The following is a 21,144-nucleotide window of genomic DNA, read 5'->3' on the forward strand; positions in this document are numbered from 1 at the left end:
GCCGGCATGAAGTGGCCGGGGCGGGCGAGCACGCGCTTTTCCGCCTCTGCCGGGGTGAGCTCGAGAAACACGAAGCCCAGCGCCGGCATCGCCTCGCGCAGGGTGTCGCGGTAGCGGCGCTTGAGCGCGGAACAGGTGAGGATGGGCCGCTCACCGGCGCTGACCGTGGCTTGCAGCTCCTGGCCCAGGCGCACCAGCCAGCCGGCTCGGTCGTTGTCGTCCAGGGGGATGCCGGCGCTCATCTTGCGGATGTTCTCGGCAGGGTGAAACGCGTCGCCTTCGATCAGGCGGCCGCCGCTTCTGGCAGCGATGGCGGCGCCGATGCTGCTTTTGCCGCAGCCGGCCACACCCATCACCACGATGGCGGACAGGGGAGCATTCATTCAGTACCTCCTGCGGGGTGAGGTAGCGCTGTCTCGGCATAGACGAAACGCCACCCCCCGGTGTTATTGATTTTGTCCTTACGCAGTATGGACGCTTGGCAGAGTGCGTGTAGTGGCCACTCCCAAAGATTACATTGCCTGCGTCCTGAGACAGCGCTACCTTAGTGGCCGTTCCCCTCCCTTGGCAAGTAGTAAAATTACAACATCCATGTCCCGTACAGGCTCTCGCACCACCGGTCGTCCCACGCTGGCAGAAGTCGCCAGGCTCTCCGGGGTTTCCCCGATTACCGCTTCACGCGCCTTGCGCGGCGTCAGCACGGTGGCCCCGGCGCTGGTGGAAAAGGTCATTGCCGCTGCGGCGAGCCTGGGCTACGTCGCCAACCCGGCTGCCCGGGCGTTGGCGTCGGCGCGCAGCCAGTCGGTGGTGGTGCTGATCCCGTCGCTGTCCAACCAGCTGTTCATCGACACCCTAGAGGCCATCCACGAGGTCATGCGCCCGCGTGGGTTGGAAGTGCTGATCGGCAACTATCACTACGATATCGACGAAGAAGAAAACCTGATCCGCAACTACCTGGCCTATCAGCCCTGCGGCATGCTGCTGACCGGCTTCGACCGCAGCGATGCGTCGCGCCAGATGCTGGCCGCCAGTGGCGTGCCCTGCGTGCACATGATGGAGCTGGGCGGTGCGCCCGGGGCGCTGTCGGTGGGCTTTTCCCAGCAGCAGGCCGGCCGCGCCGCCGCCCGCCACCTGATCGAGCGCGGCCGGCGGCGCCTGGCGTTCATCGCGGCGCAGCTCGACCCACGGGTGATGCAGCGTGCCGAGGGCTTCCGCCAGGCCCTGGCCGAGGCTGGCATGCAGGCAACCGAGCTGGAAATCCTGGCGCCACAACCTTCGTCGATCGCCCTGGGCAGCGAGCTGTTCAGCCAGTTGCTGGCACAGGCGCCGGATGTGGACGGCATTTTCTTCTGCAACGACGACCTGGCCCAAGGCGCTGTGCTGCAGGCGCTGCGCCAGGGCATCGAGGTGCCGCGCCAGGTGGCGATGGTCGGCTTCAACGACCTGCCGGCATCGGCGCACATGGTGCCGCGCCTGACCTCCATTCGCACGCCGCGCGCTGCCGTTGGTCGGAGCGCGGCGCAGGCGTTGCTGGCCTTGCTCGATGGCAAGCGCGTCGCGGCCGAGCAGCAGGATCTAGGCTTTGAACTGATGGTGCGGGAAAGCTCCTGACCCGCCTGGCGCGGGCATGCCAGCCTTTATGACAGATTGACTATTCACTAAGTGATAGCAGTGTGCTTGCATGCCGCTTGCGCCGATCTATGCTCAGGAAACCCTGCGCACATAGGACCCCGGCGCCATGTTCGATTTCCATCGCAAGTCCGATTTGATCGAGATTCAACGCATTCGCCAGGCGCTGGCAGAGAGCCAGGCCAAGCTCGCGGCGATCAGCCGAAACATGGCGATCATCGAGTTCACGCCCGACGGCACCATCCTCGATGCCAATGCCCAGTTCTGCCAGGCCATGGGGTACAGCGCCGAGGAATTGCGCGGCAAACACCACCGGGTGTTCTGCGACCCGGCCTATGCCAAGAGCGCCGAGTACCAGCAGCTGTGGCGCGAGCTGGGCGAGGGGCGGGCGATCAGCGGTACCTTCGAGCGGGTCGACAAGACCGGGCGCGAGGTCTGGCTCGAAGCCAGCTACATGCCGGTGGTCGATGAGCGCCAGCAGGTCACCAGCGTGATCAAGGTGGCGGCCGACATCAGCCAGCGGGTCAAGGACGAACATGAAAGCGAGAGCCTGCTCAAGGCCATCGGCCGCTCCATGGCGGTAGTCGAGTTCACCCCGCAGGGGCGGGTGATAACGGCCAACGAGAACTTTCTCACGACCATGGGCTATCGCATGGACGAGGTCACCGGCCGCCATCACGGGCTGTTCTGCCACCCGCACGAGCGTGAATCGGCCCAGTACCGCGAGTTCTGGGCGTCACTCAACCGTGGCGAATACCATTCCCATCGCTTCGAGCGGGTGAACAAGCAGGGCCAGACGGTGTACCTGGAGGCCTCCTACAACCCGATCTTCGACAGCAAGGGCCGCTTGTACAAGGTGGTCAAGTTCGCCAGCGACATCACCGCCCAGGTCAGTACCCAGCAGAGCGCGGCGGATGCGGCCCATGCCAGTTCGGTGCAAACCGACGCCTGTGCGCGCAAAGGCACCGAAGTCGTCCAGCAGACCGTGCAGGTGATCGAGCAGATTTCCCAGGAGCTCAACGATGCCGCGCGCAGTATCGATGCGGTGAGCAAGCAGTCGGATGTGATCGGGCAGATCGTGCTGACCATTCGCGGCATCGCCGACCAGACCAACCTGCTGGCGCTGAACGCCGCCATCGAGGCCGCCCGTGCCGGTGAGCACGGCCGCGGCTTTGCCGTGGTGGCCGACGAGGTGCGCAGCCTGGCGGCGCGCACCAGCAAGGCGACCCTGGAGATCGTCGATGTGGTGCGCCAGAACCATGACCTGTCGCTGACGGCGGTGGCCAGCATGCAATCGAGCCTGACCCGCACCGGGCGCGGTGTGGAACTGGCCAACGAGGCCGGCACCGTGATCATGGAAATTCAGCAGGGCTCGCGCCACGTGGTCGATGCCATCAGCCAGATCAGCTCGACGCTGCAATTGCACTGAGGGTGTCGGCAAGTTCGCGCTGCAGGGTCGTCAGGCTGGCTTCCAGTTGCGCCTGCAGCGCCTCGGTTGGCAAGCCTTGCGCCTGGGCGCGCTCAATGGCCTCGCAGTCGCTCACCACGCCGCGCACCTTGAGCATCTTGGCGCCGCCTTTGATGCGGTGGGTGATGCGGCCCAGGGCGTCGTCCTGGGGTGTGGGGCCCAGGGCGCGCAGGGTCGCGAGGTCTTCTGCGGCAGTTTGCGTGAGCTGCTCGAGCAGGTGGCGAATCAGCTGCGGGTCATTCTGGGTCAGGTGGTGCAATTCGTTCAGCGCAAACCCGCTGGCCCGTTCGGCAGGCGCGGCTGCATCGCTGCGGGCCTGGGGCAGGTGCATTTTCAGCGTGCCCAGGCCAATGGGTTTGAACAGGCAATCGTCCATGCCGCTGGCCAGGCAGCGTTCACGCTCTTCGGCCTGGGCGTTGGCGGTGACGCCGAGAATCCAGCAGCCAGGCGTGCCGCGGGCCTGCTCCAGCTGGCGGATGCGCCGGGCCAGCTCATGGCCGTCCATCACCGGCATGCTGCAATCGGTGATGACCAGGTCGAATGTCGATTGTTGCCACAGCGCCAGCGCCGCTTCGCCATGTTCGGCCAGGGTGACCCGGTGGCCCAGGGTATCGAGCTGCTTTTCCAGCAACAGCAGGTTGGCCGGGTAGTCATCCACCACCAGGATGTTCAGCGGCCTGCTTGCGTGTTCCTGGTGCGCGCTGCCAGGCTCGGCGGGCAGGGGCGCCGCACAGACGGGCAACTGCAGCTTGATGTCCACCAGGGTGCCCACGCCTTGCACGCTCTGCAGCTGCAGCTCGCCGCCCATCAGCTCGGCCAGGGTACGGCTGATCACCAGGCCCAAGCCGGCGCCCTGGTGGGCACGCGGGCCTTCGGCCTGGGCAAAGGCGCTGAACAGGCGGGCCTGGTCAGCAGCGCCGATGCCGATGCCGGTGTCGCGCACGCACAGCGCCACTTGCACGTCGTTGCCTGTAACGCCTGGCTGCAGTTGCAGGCTGGTATGCACCTCGCCGCGATCGGTGAACTTGATGGCGTTGCTCAGAAGGTTGGAGAGGATCTGCTTGAGGCGCAGCGGGTCGGCCATGACCCAGGCCGGCCCTGGCGGCAGTTCGCTGTGCAGGTGCAGGCCCTTGCTGCGGGCATTGCCTTCGAACACCTGCAAGGTGCCGCGTACCAGCTCGACCAGGTCGGTGGCCACGGGCTGCAAGGTCAGGTGGCCGGATTCGATGCGCGAGATGTCCAGTATGTCGCCGATCAGGCCCAGCAGGCCGACGGCGGAATCGTGCGCGGTCTGCAGCGTCTGCGGGTCGCAGCGGCTGCCCCGGCTGTCTTCCAGGGCCAGCTCGAGCAAGCCGATCACCGCGTTCATGGGGGTGCGTATTTCGTGGCTCATGGTGGCCAGGAACGTGCTTTTGGTGTGGCTGGCCTGTTCCGCGTCGTCCTTGGCCTGGCGCAGTTGTTCGAGCAGGCCGCGGCTCAGGGCCAGCTGGGCCTGCAGGGCATGCTGGGCTTCGGTGCGCTGGTGGATCAACTTGCGCAGGTAGCTGTTCCAGAACACCACGCCGGCCAGCAGCAGGGCCGAGAGCACCAGTACCTGCAGTGCCAAGGTACGGTAATTGCGCCAGGGGCCGTCACTGACCAGCGAGCTGGTGCGCCAGCGGTTGACCAGTTGGTCCAGCTCTTCGGGGGGGATGCTCAGCAAGGTCTTGTCGAGGATGGCCTGCAGCTGGGGCTGGCCGGGGGCTACGGCGAATGCGGCGGCGGCCGGGTCGTCGCCCAGGACGCTGGCGATGCGCAGCTGGTCCTTGAACACATGGTTGATGTAGTAGGTGGCATTGATATGGCTGCTGTAGGCCACGTCGGCTTCGCCGGTGGCCACCGTCTCCATCAGGGCCAGCGGGTTTTTGGCTTCGATCACCGTGGCATTGGGGTACTGGCGCAGTACCTCGGCGCGCAAGGGGGAGCCGCGCAGCAGGGCGATGCGCTTGCCATCCAGGTCTCGGCTCTGCAGTGGCCAGGCTGCCTGGTTGCGCGTGACCAGCACCCTGGGGCTGACCAGGTAGGGCCGGGTGTAGCGCAACTGGCTGGCGCGGTCGACGCCATAGCCCAGCGCGCCGATCATCTGCGCTTCACCGCGCGCCACCTGCTCGACCATGGCCTGCACGCTGTTGCGCTCGATCAGGGTGAACTGCAGGCCGGTGCGATGGGTGATCTGCTTGAGCAGGTCGACGGTGATGCCACTGATTCGCTGCTGGGCATCGTTGAAGGTCAGTGGCGCCAGGGCCGGGTCGACCAGCACGCTGACCGTCGGGTGGCGCTGGATCCAGGCCTTTTCTTCATCGCTCAGGGCCGAGAGGTGGCGCTCCAGCAAGAGGCTGGTGTTGCCGCTGGTCCAGCGCCGCAGGATGTTCAGCCGTTCGCTTTCGGTGATCCTGTCCAAAGCCGCGTCGATCAGGCGGCGCAGGCGTGGGTTGTCGTTGGCCAGGGCAAAGGAAAAGGAGCCGGGCTTGGCCTGGCAGAAACTGTCGATTTTTACCGTGCCTTGATAGCTCTTGCCGATCAGGTAGTCGGTACTGATGGCGTCGCCCAGGTAGGCGTCCGCCTCACCCAGCTCGACCGCCGCCAGGCCGGCCAGGGTCGAGCGATAGAGGCTCAGCTGGGCATTGGGGTAGAGGTTGCGAACCGTCTCGCCGGGCAGGTAGTGGTCGACCATCGCCAGGCGCAGGCCGGCCAGGCTCGGGTTGTCCCTGAGGCTGCGGTCTTCACGGGTGACGATCACCGGCAGGTCGTCGGCGTAAGGCTCGCTCAGGCTCAACTGGGCATCGGCCGCCTCGAAACCGTTGGAGCTGCCCAGCAGGTCGATCTTGCCCTCGCGCAGGGCGGCGATCGCCTCATGGCGGCTGGCAAAGCGCATGACCTGCACCGGGATACCCAGATGCTCACCGATCAACCCTGCAAAATCGGCGCTCAGGCCTTCATAGTCGGACGGGCTGATGTTGATTTCGAAGGGTGGGTAGTCGGGGCGGGAGCTGCCCAGCAGCAGGACCTTGCGCTGCTGCAGCCACTGCCGATCCTGGCTGTCCAGTTGCAGTGGCTGGGTGACGCTGGTGGCGCGTGCCAGCAACTGGCGCGGCTCGGCATCGGCTAGTGTCTGCTGGGGGGAGCACGCCAGGCACAGTGCCAAAAGCACGCCGGTGGAGTAGCGCTTCATTGCGAGAGGGGCGCTCAGTTGACGTGGTTGCGTTTGGCCAGGTCGACCATTTCCACCAGCGATTCGGTCTTGAGCTTCTCCATGATACGGCCCCGGTAGGTGCTGATGGTCTTGGCGCTGAGGTTCATGCTGCCGCCTATATGCTTGTTGTTCTCGCCCCGGGCGAGGCGGCGCAACACTTCCATCTCGCGGTTGGACAGGCTTTCCAGGCGCCTGGGTTCGCTGTCGAGGGTGTTGCTGTTGACCGACATCTGGGGAAACGTGGAATAGCCCTTGATCAGTGCCTTGAGGGCGAAGATCAATGCTTCGTGGTCTTCGTCCTTGGTCACGAACGCGCCGATGCCGGCATCCAGGCAGCGGCGCACGTAGAGGTCGGTGGCCTGCCCGGTCAGCACCATGATCTTGGGTACGGGCTCCAGCTGCTGAAGGCGCTTGATGACCTCCATGCCATCAAGGCCGGGCAGGCCGATGTCCAGCACCACTACATCGGGACGCAGTTCGCGCGCTACCTGCGCCACTTCGCTGCCGTTGCCTACTTCGCCAACGACGCGGAAGCGCTCGCGCTCCAGCAGCAGGCGCATGGACAGCCTGACGATGGGGTGGTCGTCAACGATCAACACGGTTGTCATGAAGTTAACTCCTGTCGGAATGTGGACCATTTCCTGTGCTTAATCAGGAATTCGTCTGCAAGTTCTTTCTGCAGCGCAGCACGATACGGCCATTCCGGATGCTTGGTAATGGCGAGTATAGATCTGTTGAACAACCGAGCGGTTATTGTGGAAAAGTCCTACAAAATAGCGCGCCAGGCACCGCGCGACGGCGACGATGCCGGGTATTGCGAGGGTGTCATTGGCAGGCGGGGTGGGGCTTGCGTACGCGAAGCGTCGATGCGGGGTTGTTGCTCAATGCCAGGCCGACCCGCGCCGGGCGCGGCAGCAACTGCCCGGAGCAGTTCGGGCAACGGCCCTGCAGGCGAGATTCGCTGCAGCTTCGGCAGAAGGTGCATTCGAACGAACAGAAGAATGCTTCAAGGCTGTCACCGGGCAGGTCGACATCGCAGCATTCGCAGTTGGGGCGCAGCTCCAGCATGGGTGTGACTCCGGTAGGCGGGAACGATCCCGGAGTCTGCGCTGCCAGGTGCGCCGTTGGCAATGCTCAGCCGCCGGGGCGGTAGAGGTGCGCGTGGCCGGCGCGGTACAGGGCCGATTCGGCAAACGGCGCATCGCCCAGCACGTGGCCGACAAGGATCAGCGCTGTGCGACGAAACCCTTTTGCCGCGACCTGTTCGACGATATCGGCCAAGGTAGCGCGCACCCAGTCCTGGTCCGGCCAGGTGGCGCGGTGGACCACGGCAATCGGGCAGTCGGCGCCGTAATGGGGGCGCAACTCTTCGACGATGCGCGGCAAGTGCTTGACCCCCAGGTGAATGGCCAGGGTCGCGCCGTGGCGGGCCAGGTCGGCCAACTGCTCGCCTGCCGGCATTGGCGAGCTGTCGCCATAGCGGGTCAGGATGACGGTCTGCGCCACCTCCGGCAGGGTCAGCTCGCAGCCCAGCAAAGCGGCGCTGGCCGCGGTGGCCGTGACCCCGGGGATGATCTGGTAGTCGATGCCCAGCTCGCGCAAGTGGCGAATCTGCTCGCCGATGGCGCCATAAAGGCTGGGGTCGCCACTGTGCACGCGCGCCACGTCCTGGCCCCGTTCATGGGCTGCGCGGATGGCCTCGATGATCTGTTCCAGGTGCAGCTCGGCGCTGTTGATGAGCGTCTCGGCCTGGTGGCCTTCGAGCACCGCTGGCGGCACCAGCGAACCGGCATAGATGATGACCGGGCACTGACGGATCAGGCGCTGGCCCTTGACCGTGATCAGCTCCGGGTCGCCGGGGCCGGCGCCGATGAAGTAGACCGTCATGGAAATTCCTTGCAGGTAAATGGTTGAAGCGATTATCCGCCGCAGGCCAGGGCGACGGTAGCGGCGCCTGAAGATTGCCGCATTATCCTGAGCCTGGCGCTGCCGTGCTCGCGACTGGCCAGGGCCAGGGCCGCGCTTTCGGCAACGCCCCAGCAGCCGCTGTGGGCGTAGGCAGATGCCGAACGATGGGTGAGCAACGGTTCGAAAGCCTGCAACTGGCTGGCAGTGAACACCACCAGAGGCAAGCCGAGGCGCAGGGCCAGCTGCTCAAGCCCTGGCTCATCGGCCTTGAGGCTGATCGTGGCAATGCCGCGCAGTGTGCCCAAGGCCTGGCCGTGGGCAGCCAGGCTCTGGCGCAGCAGGGTGTCGAGGTGCTCCAGCGAACAGCCGCGGCGGCAGCCGAAGCCGGCGTACAGCGCCGGCAGGGCTGCTTCAGCGGCCATCAGGCGTGCTGGGCGCGGCGATACAGCCAGGCGCTGAGCAGGCCCAGGGCCACCCAGAACGCGGCATTGGTCAGCCACGAGGCGATCTTGAACTGGGTTTCCAGGGCCTCGGGCGCCAGGCTCTGGTGAACTTCAGGCTGCGGCGCGCCGATGATGTGCGGCACTACCAGCAGCACCGCGCCGGCGACCTTGAGCAGCCAGTGCCGGGCGAACACCAGCAACGCCAGCCCCAGCGCAGTGGCGGCTGCGGTACCGATCCACCAGCTCTGGCGCTGGCCCAGGTCGGCGGCCGCGGTGCCAGGCAACTCGGGCGGCAGGCCCAGGGTGGGTGCCAGGCAGAACACCGCGAAGCCGGCCAGGCCCCACAGCGCGCCGGTGCTCACCCGGTTGGGTTCGCGCAGGCTGTACAGGGCGGCCAGGATCAAGGCGAAGCCCACAGCCACCACCAGGTTGCCGCCGGTGGTCGAGAGGATGCGCTGCCAGCCATCTTCCGGCGACCAGGCCTCGGCGCTGTGTTCGTGGGCCGCGACGGCTTCGCCGTCATGGCTGTGGTGCTCGGCGGCAGGGGCTGCGGTCTCGTAGGTTTCTGCCTGGAGAATCAGCGGGGCGACCCAGAAGCTTTGCAGCAGGGTCAGCAGCAAGGCTGCGAGCAGGCCGCTGAACCCGGCGGTGCGGGCAATGCGCTTGATCATCGGGCGGGCCTCAGTGGCAAGGGAATGCGGCGCTGTGGCGGGTGTCGTGGGCGGCATTGTGCACCGCCTCGATGTGCGAGAAACCGGCGAAGTAGACCAGGCACAGGCCCAGCAGGCTGGCCCCTACGGCGATGACGACGCGCTGGCTGAGGGTGACGGGGGTGGCGATGCTGTGCTTGGCGCTGGTGATGGGCATGACGCGTTCCTCTGTTGTTTTGAGCTCAACGGGCAAGCGCGGCAGCCCCAGGCGCGAGGCGCCCGAGGGAATGCGACAGCGCCCGCCCACCGCGGGGTGTTCATGTGACGCCAGGCCGGTCTCCGGGCTTGCGAGGAGGAGCAGGGCTCCTTTAAAGCATCACCTTCCCATGCCCTACGACGTGGCACAGTGGTCTAGACGCTTCGCTCGCTTACCGTTGCGGGGGCAGCACCGGCCTGGTCCGGCCCTGTTGCAGGGCCTGCGACGCACCGGTTTCCCGTTTCACCCCCAAGGGGGCACCTGAACGCAAGGCGTTAGGAGACCACGGGGCAGGGTTTCCGTCAATTGGTTGCAAGTTATTACAGCCGCGCGAGGGGCGACAAAACCACCGCATCAGTTGACCACCCGCCACCCCCCGCGTAGCCTTGCCGCTTCGAGGTTCTTCGGCCACGCCGAAGCTAAGACGGGAACGCGGTTCAAGCCGCGGCTGCCCCCGCAACTGTAAGCACCGGCAACGGAACGACACAGCCACTGCGCCCCAGCGCGGGAAGGCGTCGTCCTACCCGGCCCCGTTCATCGAGTGGGGCCGCGACGGTGCAAGCCAGGAGACCTGCCTCGACACGTTTTCGACTTTCAACCGGGCGGGGTGATCCGGTGGCGAACGAGCCCGGCCGGCCTGGCCCGTGGCTTTCGTCCCGCATGCCCGCGCCATTTGCCAAGGGCAACGCGACATGAAAACACTGGCCAAGCTCCCCGTCACCATCGTCACCGGCTTCCTCGGCTCGGGCAAGACCACCTTGCTGCGGCACATGCTCGACAATGCCCAGGGCCGGCGCATCGCGGTCATCGTCAACGAGTTCGGCGAACTCGGCATCGACGGCGAGATTCTCAAGCAATGCAGCATCGGCTGCAGTGAAGAAGAGGCCAGCGGCCGGGTCTACGAGCTGGCCAACGGCTGCCTGTGCTGCACGGTGCAGGAGGAATTCTTCCCGGTCATGCGCGAGCTGGTGGCCCGCCGTGGCGACCTCGACCACATCCTCATCGAAACCAGCGGCCTGGCCTTGCCCAAGCCTTTGGTTCAAGCCTTCCAGTGGCCGGAAATCCGCACTGCCTGCACCGTCGATGCGGTGATCACCGTGGTCGACAGCCCGGCCGTGGCTGCCGGCACCTTCGCCGCCTACCCGGACCAGGTCGATGCGCAGCGCAAGCTCGACCCCAACCTGGACCACGAATCGCCACTGCACGAGCTGTTCGCCGACCAGTTGGCCAGTGCCGACCTTGTGGTGCTGAACAAGGCCGACCTGATCGACGCCGAAGGCCTGGCCAAGGTGCGCGCCGAAGTGGCCGAAGAGCTGCCGCCTGCGGTCAAGGTGATCGAGGCCAGCAGCGGCCGCCTGCCACTGGACGTGTTGCTGGGCCTGGGCGCCGAGTCCGAGGAGCACATCGACGGCCGCCGCACGCACCACGATTCGCACCATGACGGCGACGATCACGACGACCATGACCACGACGCCTTCGACTCCATCTCCATCGACCTGCCCGAAGCTGACGAAAGCCTGCTGCTCGACGCCCTGACGCAACTGGTGGTGGAGTTCGGCATCCTGCGTGCCAAGGGCTTTGCCGCCATCCCTGGCAAGCCGATGCGCCTGCTGGTGCAGGGCGTGGGTACCCGTTTCGACAAGCACTTCGACCGCGCCTGGCGTGCCGACGAGCCGCGCATCACGCGTCTGGTGCTGATTGGCCAGGACCTCGATGCCGTGCAACTGGAAGCGCGTCTGCGCCAGGCCCTGGGCGCCTGACCCATGCACCTGCTGCGGACCCAGCCCGGCGGCTTCGTGCCGGACGACAGCATTGCCGACCTTGGCCAGACACCCGCCGAGCTGGTGATCCTCTGCAGCGGCGACTCGCACCTGGCATTGCTCGCCGAAACCGCCGAGCAACTGCCCGATGACTTCCCCAGCCTGCGCCTGGCCAACCCGATGCAGGTGCAGAACCATGCCTCGGTCGACCTTTATGTAGAAGAGGTGCTGCGCCACGCCAAGGTCATCCTGGTGTCGTTGCACGGCGGCGTCGGCTATTGGCGCTATGGCGTCGAGCAGTTGGTGGCACTGGCTGCCCGTGGCGTGCAGTTGATCCTGGTGCCGGGTGATGACCGCCCGGACCCGGAGCTGACGGACTTGGGCACGGTAACTGGCGATGCGGCCCAGCGCCTCTGGCACTATTTGCGCCAGGGTGGCAAGGCCAATGCCCTCAACCTGTTCAACTGCCTGGCCAACCAATGGCTTGGGCGTGACTACGCCTGGGGCGAGCCGCAACCCTTGCCGCGCACCTCGGTGTATCACCCCAGCCAGGCCAGCGCCACGCCCGATGCCTGGTACAGCCAGTGGCACCCCGACTACCCGGTGGCGCCGCTGTTGTTCTACCGCTCGCACCTGCAGGCGGCCAACACCGCCTTCATCGATGTGTTCTGCCAGCGCCTGCAGGCGGCCGGGCTCAACCCGCTGCCGATTGCGGTCGCCAGCCTGAAGGAAAGCGCCTGCCTGGAGCAGGTGGAGCAGTGGCTGGACGAAGTGGGCGCCGAAGTCCTGATCAATACCACCGGGTTTGCCATGTCCAGCCCGGAGCGCCCCAACCTGCGGCCGTTTCGCCGGGACATTGCGGTGCTGCAGGCGATCTGCGCGCAAGACAACCAGCCAGCCTGGGAGGCCAGCGAGCAGGGCCTGGGCGCCCGCGACCTGGCCATGCACATTGCCTTGCCGGAGTTGGACGGGCGCATCATCACCCGGCCAGTCAGCTTCAAGGACATGGCCTGGCGCAGCGAGCGCAGCCAGTCCGATGTGGTCTGCTACCGGGCCCACCCCGAGCGCATGGACTTCGTCGCCGAACTGGCGCGACGCTGGGTGGAGCTGGCGCGCCTGCCCAATGGGCAGAAGCGCGTGGCGCTGGTGCTGGCCAACTACCCGACCCGCGACGGGCGCATCGGCAATGGCGTGGGCCTGGACACCCCGGCGGCCGCACTGAACATACTCAAGGCCATGAAAGCCGAGGGCTACCCGCTGGGCGAGCTGCCGCACAGCGGCACCCAGCTGATTCACCAACTGCTTGGCGGTGTGACCAACGACCTCGATCACCTCGACCAGCGCCCGTGCGCGCAGAGCTTGAGCCTGGCCGACTATAAAGAAGCCTTCGAGCGCCTGCCGGCGGCCAACCGCCAGGCCGTGCTCGAACGCTGGGGCCCGCCCGAGCAGGATCCGATGTACCGCAGTGGCCGGCTGATGGTGGCCGGCTTGCGCTACGGCCTGACCTTCGTCGGTATCCAGCCGGCCCGTGGCTACCAGGTCGACCCCAGCGCCGTGTACCACGACCCGGACCTGGTACCGCCCCATGGCTACCTGGCGTTTCATTTCTGGCTGCGCCATGCCTATGCCGCCGATGCGCTGATCCACGTTGGCAAGCACGGCAACCTCGAGTGGCTGCCCGGCAAGGGCGTCGGCCTGTCCGCCGCGTGCTGGCCGGACGCCTTGCTCGGCCCGCTGCCGAACATCTACCCGTTCATCGTCAACGACCCGGGCGAGGGCGCCCAGGCCAAGCGCCGCACCCAGGCAGTGATCATCGACCACCTGATGCCACCGCTGACCCGCGCCGAAACCTATGGCCCGCTGCGCCACCTGGAGCAATTGGCCGATGAGTTCTACGAAGCGCAGCTGCTCGACCCACGGCGTGCCCGCGAGCTGCAGCGCGATATCCTCGAACTGGTCAAGGCCAACCACATCGACCGCGAGCTGCAGCTGGAAGGCCAGCTGGACGACGCCGCGGTGTGGCTGCCACGGCTGGACACCTACCTGTGTGACCTGAAGGAATCGCAGATTCGCGATGGCCTGCATGTGTTCGGCCAGTCGCCCCAGGCGCGGCTGCGGGTCGACACCTTGCTGGCGTTGCTGCGGGTGGAGCGCGGTGATGGCCGTGAGGGCAATGCCAGCCTGCTGCGCGCACTGGCCAAGGCGTTGGCGCTGGGCTTCGATCCACTCGACTGCGACCTCGGCCAGCCCTGGGCCGGCCCACGGCCGGCAGCCTTGCAGGCCATCAGCGACGAGCCATGGCGCACCTGCGGGGATACCCGCGAGCGCCTGGAGCTGCTGGCGTTGCAGCTGATCGAGCAGGCCCTGGGCGCAACCCTGCAGCTGCCCGACGAGCCTTGCTGGCAGCCGGTGCAGGCGGTGCTGCGCGCCTTGTGCGAGCAGGTAGCGCCGAGCCTGGACGCCTGCGGCCCGGCTGAGATCAACGGTTTGCTGGCGGCCCTGGCGGGGCGTTTCGTGCCGGCCGGGCCTAGCGGCGCGCCCAGCCGTGGCCGCCTCGATGTGCTGCCCACGGGGCGCAATTTCTACACCGTGGATGTGCGCAACCTGCCCACCACCACGGCCTGGCGCCTGGGCTTCGCCTCGGCGAACCTGATTCTCGAGCGGCACCTGCAGGACCACGGCGACCACCTGCGCCAGCTCGGGTTGTCGGTGTGGGGCACGGCGACCATGCGCACCGGCGGCGACGACATCGCCCAGGCCATGGCGCTGATGGGCGTGCGGCCGGTATGGGCCACTGGCAGCCAGCGCGTCGATGACTTCGAGATCCTGCCACTGAGCCTGCTCGACCGCCCGCGGGTGGACGTGACCTTGCGCGTCTCGGGCTTTTTCCGCGACGCTTTCGGCAACCTGATCCGCCTGTTCGATGCGGCGGTGCAAGCGGTGGCGGCGCTGGACGAGCCTGCCGACCTCAACCCCCTGGCCGCCCGCGTGCGTCAAGAGCGCGCAACCCTGCAGGCATCTGGCCTGGCGCCCGAGCAGGCGGCACGCGAGGCCGGCTGGCGGGTGTTCGGCGCCAAGCCCGGTGCCTACGGCGCCGGTGTGCAGAACGCTATCGACGGCCGCCTGTGGCACAGCCGCGACGACCTGGCCGAGGTCTACCTCAACCATGGTGGCTATGCCTATGGCGGCAGCGACGACGGCACCCCGGCGCGCGCGCAGTTCGCCCGGCGCCTGGGCCAGGTCCAGGCGGTGCTGCAGAACCAGGACAACCATGAGCACGACCTGCTCGATTCCAACGATTACTACCAGTTCCAGGGCGGCATGCTGGCGGCGTCCGAAACCTTGGCCGGTGCGCCGGTGGCCAGTTACCACGGCGACCACAGCCAGGTCGACCGCCCGCGCATACGCACCCTCAAGGAAGAGCTGAACCGGGTGATTCGTGCCCGGGCGCTGAACCCCAAGTGGATCGACGGGGCCAAGCGCCATGGCTACAAGGGCGCGTTCGAGCTGGCGGCAACGGTCGACAACCTGTTCGCCTTCGACGCCACCACGCACCTGATCGACGATCATCATTACCAGTCGCTGGCCGATGCCTACGTGCTCGACCCGGCGACCCGCGACTTCATGCGCGAGCACAACCCCGAGGCGCTGCGCGACCTCACCGAGCGGTTGCTGGAGGCCCAGCAACGCGGGCTCTGGGAGCAGCCGGGCGACTATCGCGAAGCGCTCGAGGAACAACTGCTCGATGGCGAGGAACAGGCTTGAAATGAGTGAACCCGTGCAATTTCCCCTGGCTGCGGTGGTCGGCGCCGACGCGCTCAAGCTGGCGCTGTGCCTGACGGCCATCGACCCGAAGATCGGCGGCGTGCTGATCGAGGGGCCACGCGGCATGGCCAAGAGCACCTTGGCCCGCGGCCTGGCGGACCTGCTCGGCGAGGGGCCTTTCGTGACCTTGCCGCTGGGCGCCAGCGAGGAGCGCCTGGTCGGCACGCTGGACCTGGACGCCGCGCTGGGGCAGGGCAAGGCGCAGTTCTCCCCCGGCGTGCTGGCGCAGGCCGATGGTGGCGTGCTGTATGTCGATGAAGTGAACCTGCTGCCCGATACCCTGGTGGACCTGCTGCTCGACGTGGCCGCCAGCGGTACCAACCGCATCGAGCGCGATGGCATTTCGCACCAGCACAGTGCCCGTTTCGTCCTGATCGGCACCATGAACCCCGAGGAAGGCGAGCTGCGCCCGCAATTGCTCGACCGTTTCGGTTTGAATGTGCTGCTCGAAGGGTTGCCGGCCCCCGAGGCGCGTCAGCAGATCATTCGCCGCCGCCTGGCGTTCGACAGCGACCCACAGGCGTTCTGCGCGCAATGGGCTGCGGCCCAGGCGCAATTGCGCGAGCGCTGCCAGGCGGCGCGCCAGGCCCTGGCGGCGATTGCCCTGGACGATCAGGCACTGGCGTGGATCACCGAGCGTTGCTATGCCGCCGGTGTCGACGGCTTGCGTGCCGACCTGGTCTGGCTGCGTGCGGCGCGTGCGCATTGCGCCTGGCGCGGCGGCGAGGCGATCGAGGAAGGCGATGTGGAGGCGGTGGCCGAGTTCGCCCTGCGCCACCGGCGCCGCCAGTTGCCAGAACCCACCGCCCATTCCACGCCACCTGCCAGCGCACGCGGCGAAACGCAGCAGCAAGGCGGGCAGGGCGATTGGGGCGCGCTGCCGGCAGAGCCGGTCAGCAGCGGTGCTCGGCGCGAGGTGCCGAACTGGGCAAAAAAGCCCTGAGCATCCGCCCACCGGGCAACAAGGTGGCGGATGCCATGCCCCGTGTCGGCAAACTGAACGGCGCCAGCCGTGGCCGTGCCCAGCTGTCGGGCAAGGGCCGTGTGGCCTGGTTGCCGACGCTGCTAAAAGGGCGCCCTCGCCAGCGCCAGGACCTGTGCTGGCAGCAGCGCCAGGGCCAGGCTGCGCAATTGTGGTTGGTGATCGTCGATGCGTCCGCCTCGACCCGGCGCCATCAGGCATTGGCGCAGAGCAAAGGCCTGCTGGCCGAATTGTTCGACCAGGCCTATCGCCAGCGCGCCCGGCTGGCGCTGCTCACCGCCAGTGGTGGTGCGCCGCAGTGGCAACGGCATGGGCTCAAGGCATCAGCCGCACTGCAGCCCTGGTTGCAGGCGCTGGGGGCGGGCGGGGGAACGCCGTTGATCGAGGCGCTCGACCAGGCGCGCCGCTGGTTGAACGCCAGGCGCAAAGCCCATCCGCAGGAGCTTCAGCGTTGCCTGATCTTTACCGATGGTCGCCTGCAACGCTGGGGAGAGCTGCACCCGATGCCTTGCGCCACCTTATTGGTAGACATGGAATTGGCGCCAGTTCGCTTGGGGCGTGCACAGCAATTAGCTGAACAACTGCAGGCCGATTACCAGCATCTGGAACAGTTCAAGTTAATAAGGTGAGTTGTAAAAGGCGGGCGTGGCGCGACACTATGTCGCATTAAAAAAGTTGCCTCGAGGGCAGGCTGGAAGTTGTACAAGTGCGTGCCTGGCACGCACTTGCCGGTACACCGTGGCGATTACTTGGGCATCGACCAGGGTTGCAGGTCATAGCCTTTCTGGCACAGTTCGGCGCGCACTTCCTCGATCAGGCTGGCCCATTGCGCCGGGTCCGAATAGGTAGACGACGACACTTGCTTGCTGCCGATGCGGGTGCTGGTCCGGTCGATCACCGCCAGGCTCAGCTCGCCCGTACCGTTGGGCGCATCCCAGGCAACGCACTGGAAGGGTTCGAAAGCGTGGTCGGCAATCAGCAGGGCTTCGTTGACACGGAGCGGGGCATTCATGGTTCGGTCTCTCTATGGTCCCAACAGCGTAATGAAGGTCCGCGTTACTGCTACGTCGCTTCAGCGTATCGCGATCTGCAGTGCGGGGTTATTCGTACTGATGCTCCAAGTTAGGGGTGGAGTCACACAGCGTTGATAATTTTTTTTGATTTGAACCGTTTTTATTTTCCGGCGCCGCGTGTGACGTCAATTAAATTGAAAAATTCCGAACGTGCTTCATGCCTGCCGAATCGGGCAGACAGACGGTAGTGGGCACCGTCAAGTTCGTTGCTACTGTTAAAACGGCGCCGCAACTTACTGTTTTCACGTAAAAAACCACAAATTGGCGCCAAGGAACGGTCATGCACGAATCCGCCGCCCTTCGTCGCTTGCTCATCGTCGACCCGTGCGATGATTGTCACCGTTTGTTACCAGGCTTGGAGAGTGGGGGCTGGGATGTCCACAGCTGTAGCCTGGACCTGGCCCTGGAGCACCGCTGCGACCTTGGGCTGTTGCGTCTGCAGGCCTCGCACCTGCGCCACCCCGACGCGGTCAAGGACATGATCAAGCGCAGCAACACCGAATGGATTGCGGTGCTCGATGCCGACCAGCTGCGCATGCAGAACGTCGGCGATTTCGTCTGCGAGTGGTTCTTCGACTTCCATACCCTGCCATTCGACGTGTCACGGGTGCTGGTGACCCTGGGGCGGGCCTTTGGCATGGCGCGCCTGCGCGGCAAGGGCAATGTGCCGATCAATGGCCTGGAGGATGAACTGCTGGGTGACAGCCGGCCGATCCTGGAGCTGCGCAAATTGCTCGGCAAACTGGCGCCCACCGAATCGCCGGTGCTGATCCGTGGCGAGAGCGGCACTGGCAAGGAGCTGGTGGCGCGCACCTTGCACCGCCAGTCACAACGCTGCGAGATGCCGTTCATCGCGATCAATTGCGGGGCGATACCCGAACACCTGATCCAGTCCGAGTTGTTCGGGCACGAAAAGGGGGCTTTCACCGGCGCCCATCAGCGCAAGGCAGGGCGCATCGAGGCAGCCCATGGCGGCACCCTATTTCTCGACGAAATTGGCGACCTGCCGCTGGAGTTGCAGGCCAACTTGCTGCGTTTCCTGCAGGAAAAGCACATCGAGAGGGTCGGTGGCAGCCAGCCGATTCCCGTGGATGTGAGGGTGCTGGCCGCCACCCACGTGGACCTGGAAAAAGCCATCGAGCAAGGGCGTTTTCGCGAAGACCTGTATTACCGGCTAAACGTCTTGCAGGTGGTGACAGCGCCCTTGCGTGACCGGCATGGTGACCTGTCGATGCTGGCCAACCATTTTTCCCACTTCTACAGCCTGGAGACCGGCCGCCGGCCGCGTACCTTCAGCGACCACGCCCTGGCCGCCATGGGGCGGCACAACTGGCCGGGCAACGTCCGCGAACTGGCCAACCGGGTACGCCGGGGGCTGGTGCTGGCCGAAGGGCGGCAGATCGAAGCCCAGGACCTGGGCTTGCACGTGCTGGAGCAGGAGGAGCACCCGCTGGGCACCCTGGAAGACTACAAGCACCGCGCGGAACGCCAGGCGCTGTGCGATGTGCTCGACAGGCACAGCAACAACCTGAGCATTGCCGCGAAGGTGCTGGGGGTGTCGCGGCCGACATTCTATCGGCTGCTGCACAAACACCAGATTCGCTGAACCTGGCCCCAGGCGGCCGATCGATCAGCTCGACTGGGCGATATGACCGTCCGACAGTTCTTCGATCGTCTCTTCTTCACCCGGCAGCGCCGTGATGACGCTGAAGTCGCTGACCTCGACCTCGCCACCGCCATACCCCAGCAAGTGGAAGGAGAACGCCTTGCGCAGGGTCGGGTTGTCGAAGCCGAACTCCATCTCCAGCGGCTCATCGGCCGTGACCCGAATCTCTTCGGGCAGGCCCAGCGGCACGTCCTGCTCCAGCTCCTTGGCCTTGAGCTGGATATAGGCCACATGCTGGCGGTCGAGGGCGCGGACCTTGACCCGCACCCGCGTGTGCGAGCCCTCCGGCATTTCCAGGTACTGCGCGCCGATCAGGTTGTCGGCCCAGTCATCGTGAATGCGTGCCTGCAGCGGGATGGCCGAAGGGCCGCCGAACTGGTAGCGCAGGTTGAGGGGGGTTTGCAGCAGGGACTGGTCGAGCACCCCGGCTAGGGCGTTGAGCTGTGGGCCTGCCTGGCGTTCTGCCGGGCCGAGGTAGCGGGCATGGTCGGCAATGAAGCCCTGGCTGGCATAGCGGCGGCAGCGTTGCTGGAAGTCGCACTCGGTGAACACGCCTTGGCCATCGTGGTAGCGCAGCATGCCATTGGTGTAGGAAATCATCTCCCGCCCGCTGTCGTAATCGCGCAGCAACGATCGCCCGCCCAGGGCGACCGGGATTGGCAGGGCAAAGTAGTCGAGCAGCGAAGTGGTCAGGTCGATGTGCCCGTAGGTGCCTTGCTTGAGGTGGGGCAGTTGCGCCTGCTCCGGGGCCAGGAGCAGGTTGAAGCCCCACGACGAGGCCAGGCGCACCCCGTCGATGCCGTGGGATTCGTCCGAAGTCACCACCACCAGCGTGTCCTTGAGCACCCCCTGGCGTTCGAGGTTGTCGAGAAACGCCCCCACGGCGTCGTCCAGGTAGGCCACTGCTGCCTGTTTGGCGGTGTCGTAACGCGCCAGGTAATCCTCCGGCGCCGAATACGGCTGGTGGGTGCCCACGGTCAGCAGGGTGAGCATCCATGGGCGGTCCTGCTGGCGCAATTGCCCGACGTAGTCCAGGGCGCCTTCGAAGAAGGCCCGGTCGTCCTTGCCCCATGGGAATTCCAGGTAGTTCTCATTGCTGAACCACTCCAGGCCGTGCACCGAGTCGAAGCCGATGTGCGGCATGATCCGGTCCTTGGCCATGAAGCGCAGGCCCGCGCCTTGCAGGTAGTGGGTGCTGAAGCCGGCCTGGCGCAATTGCGACGGCAGGCAGGCCAGGTTGCGTTGCTGCTGGGTCAGCAGCTCCATCCCTTTGGGCGTACCGTTGGCGAGCTTGTCGTAGTCGCCGCAGAGCATGGCGTACAGGCCGCGAATGGTCTGGTGGGTGTGCAGCACGTAGTCCGGCGTGTTCATGCCGCGCTCGGCCCAGCGGCTGAGGTTGGGCATGAGCTCTTCGTCGAAGCGGCTGTGCAGGGCCTGGCGGTTGGGCCGCAGGTAGGCACCGGGGATGCCTTCGAGGGTGATCACCAGCAGGTTGCGGGCGCTGCCGGGGCCAGCCAGCAGCTTCTGGCCATGCAGGTCGGCCTGGGTCAGGCCGGCACTGGGCAAGGGGGTGATCGGTTGTTCCTGGCCGCCCCAGGCAAGGGCGCGGCGTTGCAGGTCGTTGACGCCTGCCGACAGCAGCTGGTGGGAGAGGTTGTACTGGCGCCACTGATCGGCGTCCGAAGGGGCAAGCTGTTGGCTGCCCCAGTGCAGGCCGAACAGCAGCACCGGGATGCACAAGGCCCAGCGCGGCAGCGCGGCAGCGCGCTGTGCGCGGGTGCTCCAGGCGCTCAGGCAGCAGGCCAGCAGCCCGCCGGCCATGAGCCAGGGCAGCCAGCCATGGGCAAGGCCGCCGCCGGTGGAGTTTTCCATGAACTGGGGGTCGATCAGGTACGCCAGATCACCACTGTTCGGCAGCCGCCCGACAGCGCTCACCAGCTCGGCCGAGGCCACCCACAGCGCCGCCCAGGCCAGCAGCACGGGCAGGGCCAGCCACACGGGGCGACGGTGCAGCAGCACGAGCAGCAGGCTGCCCAGGGCCAGGTCCGAGAGGTAGCCGAGCGGGTTGGACCAGCCCAGCAGGGCGCGCGCAGTCAGTGGAATCACCAGCACCAGGGTCGCCAGGGCGACGAGCCGGGAGTGCGGGTGGCCAAGCAGGTTCTTCACGAAAACTTTCCTTAATTGACTTCAAGATGTCATATCGCAGTGGGCGATGATAACAGCACGCTGTCAGGAAAGCGGTCGGCTACAAG

Annotated in this window: 16 protein-coding genes, 2 pseudogenes and 2 riboswitches; of the genes and pseudogenes, 8 read left to right on the forward strand and 10 right to left on the reverse strand. The window is 66.2% G+C overall.

All coding sequences use genetic code 11. The features are described from left to right. Window positions 1–383 (reverse strand): gluconokinase (locus B3E94_RS10665; RefSeq protein ID WP_286913452.1); only part of this gene is annotated, 383 nt, incomplete at its 3' end. A 208-nt stretch (window positions 384–591) separates the two neighbouring features. On the opposite strand from B3E94_RS10665, the gene B3E94_RS10670 reads away from it, so the two are divergent. The 3 genes and pseudogenes from B3E94_RS10670 to B3E94_RS25570 all read left to right on the forward strand — a co-directional run. Next, entirely contained in the window at window positions 592–1,611 is a 1,020-nt protein-coding gene (locus tag B3E94_RS10670) for a LacI family DNA-binding transcriptional regulator (RefSeq protein ID WP_236235723.1), read from the forward strand. Window positions 1,612–1,738: 127 nt separating this feature from the next. Further along, window positions 1,739–2,521 (forward strand): annotated as a pseudogene (locus B3E94_RS25565) (PAS domain-containing protein); the annotation flags it as partial. Window positions 2,522–2,626: 105 nt separating this feature from the next. After that, window positions 2,627–3,058 (forward strand): annotated as a pseudogene (locus B3E94_RS25570) (methyl-accepting chemotaxis protein); the annotation flags it as partial. Here B3E94_RS25570 and B3E94_RS10680 read toward each other — a convergent pair. From B3E94_RS10680 to B3E94_RS10710, 7 genes are all read right to left on the reverse strand, one after another. Next, window positions 3,033–6,308 carry a transporter substrate-binding domain-containing protein gene (locus B3E94_RS10680; protein ID WP_286913454.1) on the reverse strand — a complete coding sequence of 1,092 codons (3,276 nt, stop codon included), beginning with the start codon at window positions 6,306–6,308 and terminating at the stop codon, window positions 3,033–3,035. The pseudogene B3E94_RS25570 and the gene B3E94_RS10680 sit on opposite strands and share 26 nt — an antisense overlap. A gap of 14 nt (window positions 6,309–6,322) precedes the next feature. After that, window positions 6,323–6,937: a response regulator transcription factor gene (locus B3E94_RS10685; protein WP_176510813.1), complete on the reverse strand. Its 615-nt coding sequence runs from the start codon at window positions 6,935–6,937 to the stop codon at window positions 6,323–6,325. A gap of 217 nt (window positions 6,938–7,154) precedes the next feature. After that, window positions 7,155–7,397: a DUF1272 domain-containing protein gene (locus tag B3E94_RS10690; protein WP_286913456.1), complete on the reverse strand. Its 243-nt coding sequence runs from the start codon at window positions 7,395–7,397 to the stop codon at window positions 7,155–7,157. A gap of 66 nt (window positions 7,398–7,463) precedes the next feature. Then, window positions 7,464–8,216: a precorrin-4 C(11)-methyltransferase gene (cobM, locus tag B3E94_RS10695; protein WP_176510815.1), complete on the reverse strand. Its 753-nt coding sequence runs from the start codon at window positions 8,214–8,216 to the stop codon at window positions 7,464–7,466. A gap of 32 nt (window positions 8,217–8,248) precedes the next feature. Further along, complete coding sequence (locus B3E94_RS10700; protein ID WP_286913476.1) at window positions 8,249–8,641, reverse strand: cobalamin biosynthesis protein; 393 nt, start codon at window positions 8,639–8,641, stop codon at window positions 8,249–8,251. Between the two features lie 17 nt (window positions 8,642–8,658). Further along, window positions 8,659–9,351: a CbtA family protein gene (locus tag B3E94_RS10705; protein ID WP_286913458.1), complete on the reverse strand. Its 693-nt coding sequence runs from the start codon at window positions 9,349–9,351 to the stop codon at window positions 8,659–8,661. Between the two features lie 10 nt (window positions 9,352–9,361). Then, on the reverse strand, window positions 9,362–9,547 hold the full coding sequence (locus tag B3E94_RS10710; RefSeq protein WP_110638052.1) for a CbtB domain-containing protein: 186 nt from the start codon (window positions 9,545–9,547) through the stop codon (window positions 9,362–9,364). Window positions 9,548–9,643: 96 nt separating this feature from the next. Further along, window positions 9,644–9,866: riboswitch (cobalamin riboswitch) on the reverse strand. A gap of 100 nt (window positions 9,867–9,966) precedes the next feature. Beyond that, window positions 9,967–10,179: riboswitch (cobalamin riboswitch) on the forward strand. A 99-nt stretch (window positions 10,180–10,278) separates the two neighbouring features. On the opposite strand from B3E94_RS10710, the gene cobW reads away from it, so the two are divergent. The 4 genes from cobW to B3E94_RS10730 are packed head-to-tail and all read left to right on the forward strand — an operon-like array spanning window position 10,279 to window position 16,782. Beyond that, complete coding sequence (gene cobW, locus B3E94_RS10715) at window positions 10,279–11,346, forward strand: cobalamin biosynthesis protein CobW (RefSeq protein ID WP_236235718.1); 1,068 nt, start codon at window positions 10,279–10,281, stop codon at window positions 11,344–11,346. 3 nt (window positions 11,347–11,349) lie between these two features. Next, a complete protein-coding gene (gene cobN / locus B3E94_RS10720) occupies window positions 11,350–15,111 on the forward strand; it encodes a cobaltochelatase subunit CobN (RefSeq protein ID WP_286913459.1) in 3,762 nt (1,253 codons plus the stop codon). 1 nt (window position 15,112) lies between these two features. Further along, window positions 15,113–16,114 (forward strand): ATP-binding protein, encoded by a 1,002-nt coding sequence (locus B3E94_RS10725; protein ID WP_286913461.1) that lies wholly within the window; start codon window positions 15,113–15,115, stop codon window positions 16,112–16,114. A 35-nt stretch (window positions 16,115–16,149) separates the two neighbouring features. Next, entirely contained in the window at window positions 16,150–16,782 is a 633-nt protein-coding gene (locus B3E94_RS10730) for a vWA domain-containing protein (protein WP_286913462.1), read from the forward strand. 116 nt (window positions 16,783–16,898) lie between these two features. On the opposite strand, the gene B3E94_RS10735 is transcribed toward B3E94_RS10730, so the two are convergent. Beyond that, window positions 16,899–17,165, reverse strand: a complete 267-nt coding sequence (locus tag B3E94_RS10735; protein WP_176510821.1) for a hypothetical protein — start codon at window positions 17,163–17,165, stop codon at window positions 16,899–16,901. Window positions 17,166–17,506: 341 nt separating this feature from the next. Between B3E94_RS10735 and B3E94_RS10740 the strand changes: the two genes are divergently transcribed. Then, window positions 17,507–18,832: a sigma-54 dependent transcriptional regulator gene (locus tag B3E94_RS10740; protein ID WP_286913463.1), complete on the forward strand. Its 1,326-nt coding sequence runs from the start codon at window positions 17,507–17,509 to the stop codon at window positions 18,830–18,832. A gap of 24 nt (window positions 18,833–18,856) precedes the next feature. On the opposite strand, the gene B3E94_RS10745 is transcribed toward B3E94_RS10740, so the two are convergent. Continuing rightward, window positions 18,857–21,058 (reverse strand): LTA synthase family protein, encoded by a 2,202-nt coding sequence (locus B3E94_RS10745; protein ID WP_286913464.1) that lies wholly within the window; start codon window positions 21,056–21,058, stop codon window positions 18,857–18,859. Window positions 21,059–21,144: the final 86 nt, after the last annotated feature.

The organism is Pseudomonas sp. UBA6315 (assembly GCF_002438125.1).
GTDB lineage: Bacteria > Pseudomonadota > Gammaproteobacteria > Pseudomonadales > Pseudomonadaceae > Aquipseudomonas > Aquipseudomonas faucium.

Coding starts and splice junctions, on each gene's coding strand:
- B3E94_RS10680 (WP_286913454.1), bottom strand. CDS start 6,308: ATGAAGCGCTACTCCACCGGCGTGCTTTTGGCACTGTGCCTGGCGTGC.
- B3E94_RS10735 (WP_176510821.1), bottom strand. CDS start 17,165: ATGAATGCCCCGCTCCGTGTCAACGAAGCCCTGCTGATTGCCGACCAC.
- cobN (WP_286913459.1), top strand. CDS start 11,350: ATGCACCTGCTGCGGACCCAGCCCGGCGGCTTCGTGCCGGACGACAGC.
- cobM (WP_176510815.1), bottom strand. CDS start 8,216: ATGACGGTCTACTTCATCGGCGCCGGCCCCGGCGACCCGGAGCTGATC.
- B3E94_RS10685 (WP_176510813.1), bottom strand. CDS start 6,937: ATGACAACCGTGTTGATCGTTGACGACCACCCCATCGTCAGGCTGTCC.
- B3E94_RS10740 (WP_286913463.1), top strand. CDS start 17,507: ATGCACGAATCCGCCGCCCTTCGTCGCTTGCTCATCGTCGACCCGTGC.
- B3E94_RS10705 (WP_286913458.1), bottom strand. CDS start 9,351: ATGATCAAGCGCATTGCCCGCACCGCCGGGTTCAGCGGCCTGCTCGCA.
- B3E94_RS10725 (WP_286913461.1), top strand. CDS start 15,113: ATGAGTGAACCCGTGCAATTTCCCCTGGCTGCGGTGGTCGGCGCCGAC.
- B3E94_RS10690 (WP_286913456.1), bottom strand. CDS start 7,397: ATGCTGGAGCTGCGCCCCAACTGCGAATGCTGCGATGTCGACCTGCCC.
- B3E94_RS10670 (WP_236235723.1), top strand. CDS start 592: ATGTCCCGTACAGGCTCTCGCACCACCGGTCGTCCCACGCTGGCAGAA.
- B3E94_RS10710 (WP_110638052.1), bottom strand. CDS start 9,547: ATGCCCATCACCAGCGCCAAGCACAGCATCGCCACCCCCGTCACCCTC.
- B3E94_RS10730 (WP_286913462.1), top strand. CDS start 16,150: ATGCCCCGTGTCGGCAAACTGAACGGCGCCAGCCGTGGCCGTGCCCAG.
- cobW (WP_236235718.1), top strand. CDS start 10,279: ATGAAAACACTGGCCAAGCTCCCCGTCACCATCGTCACCGGCTTCCTC.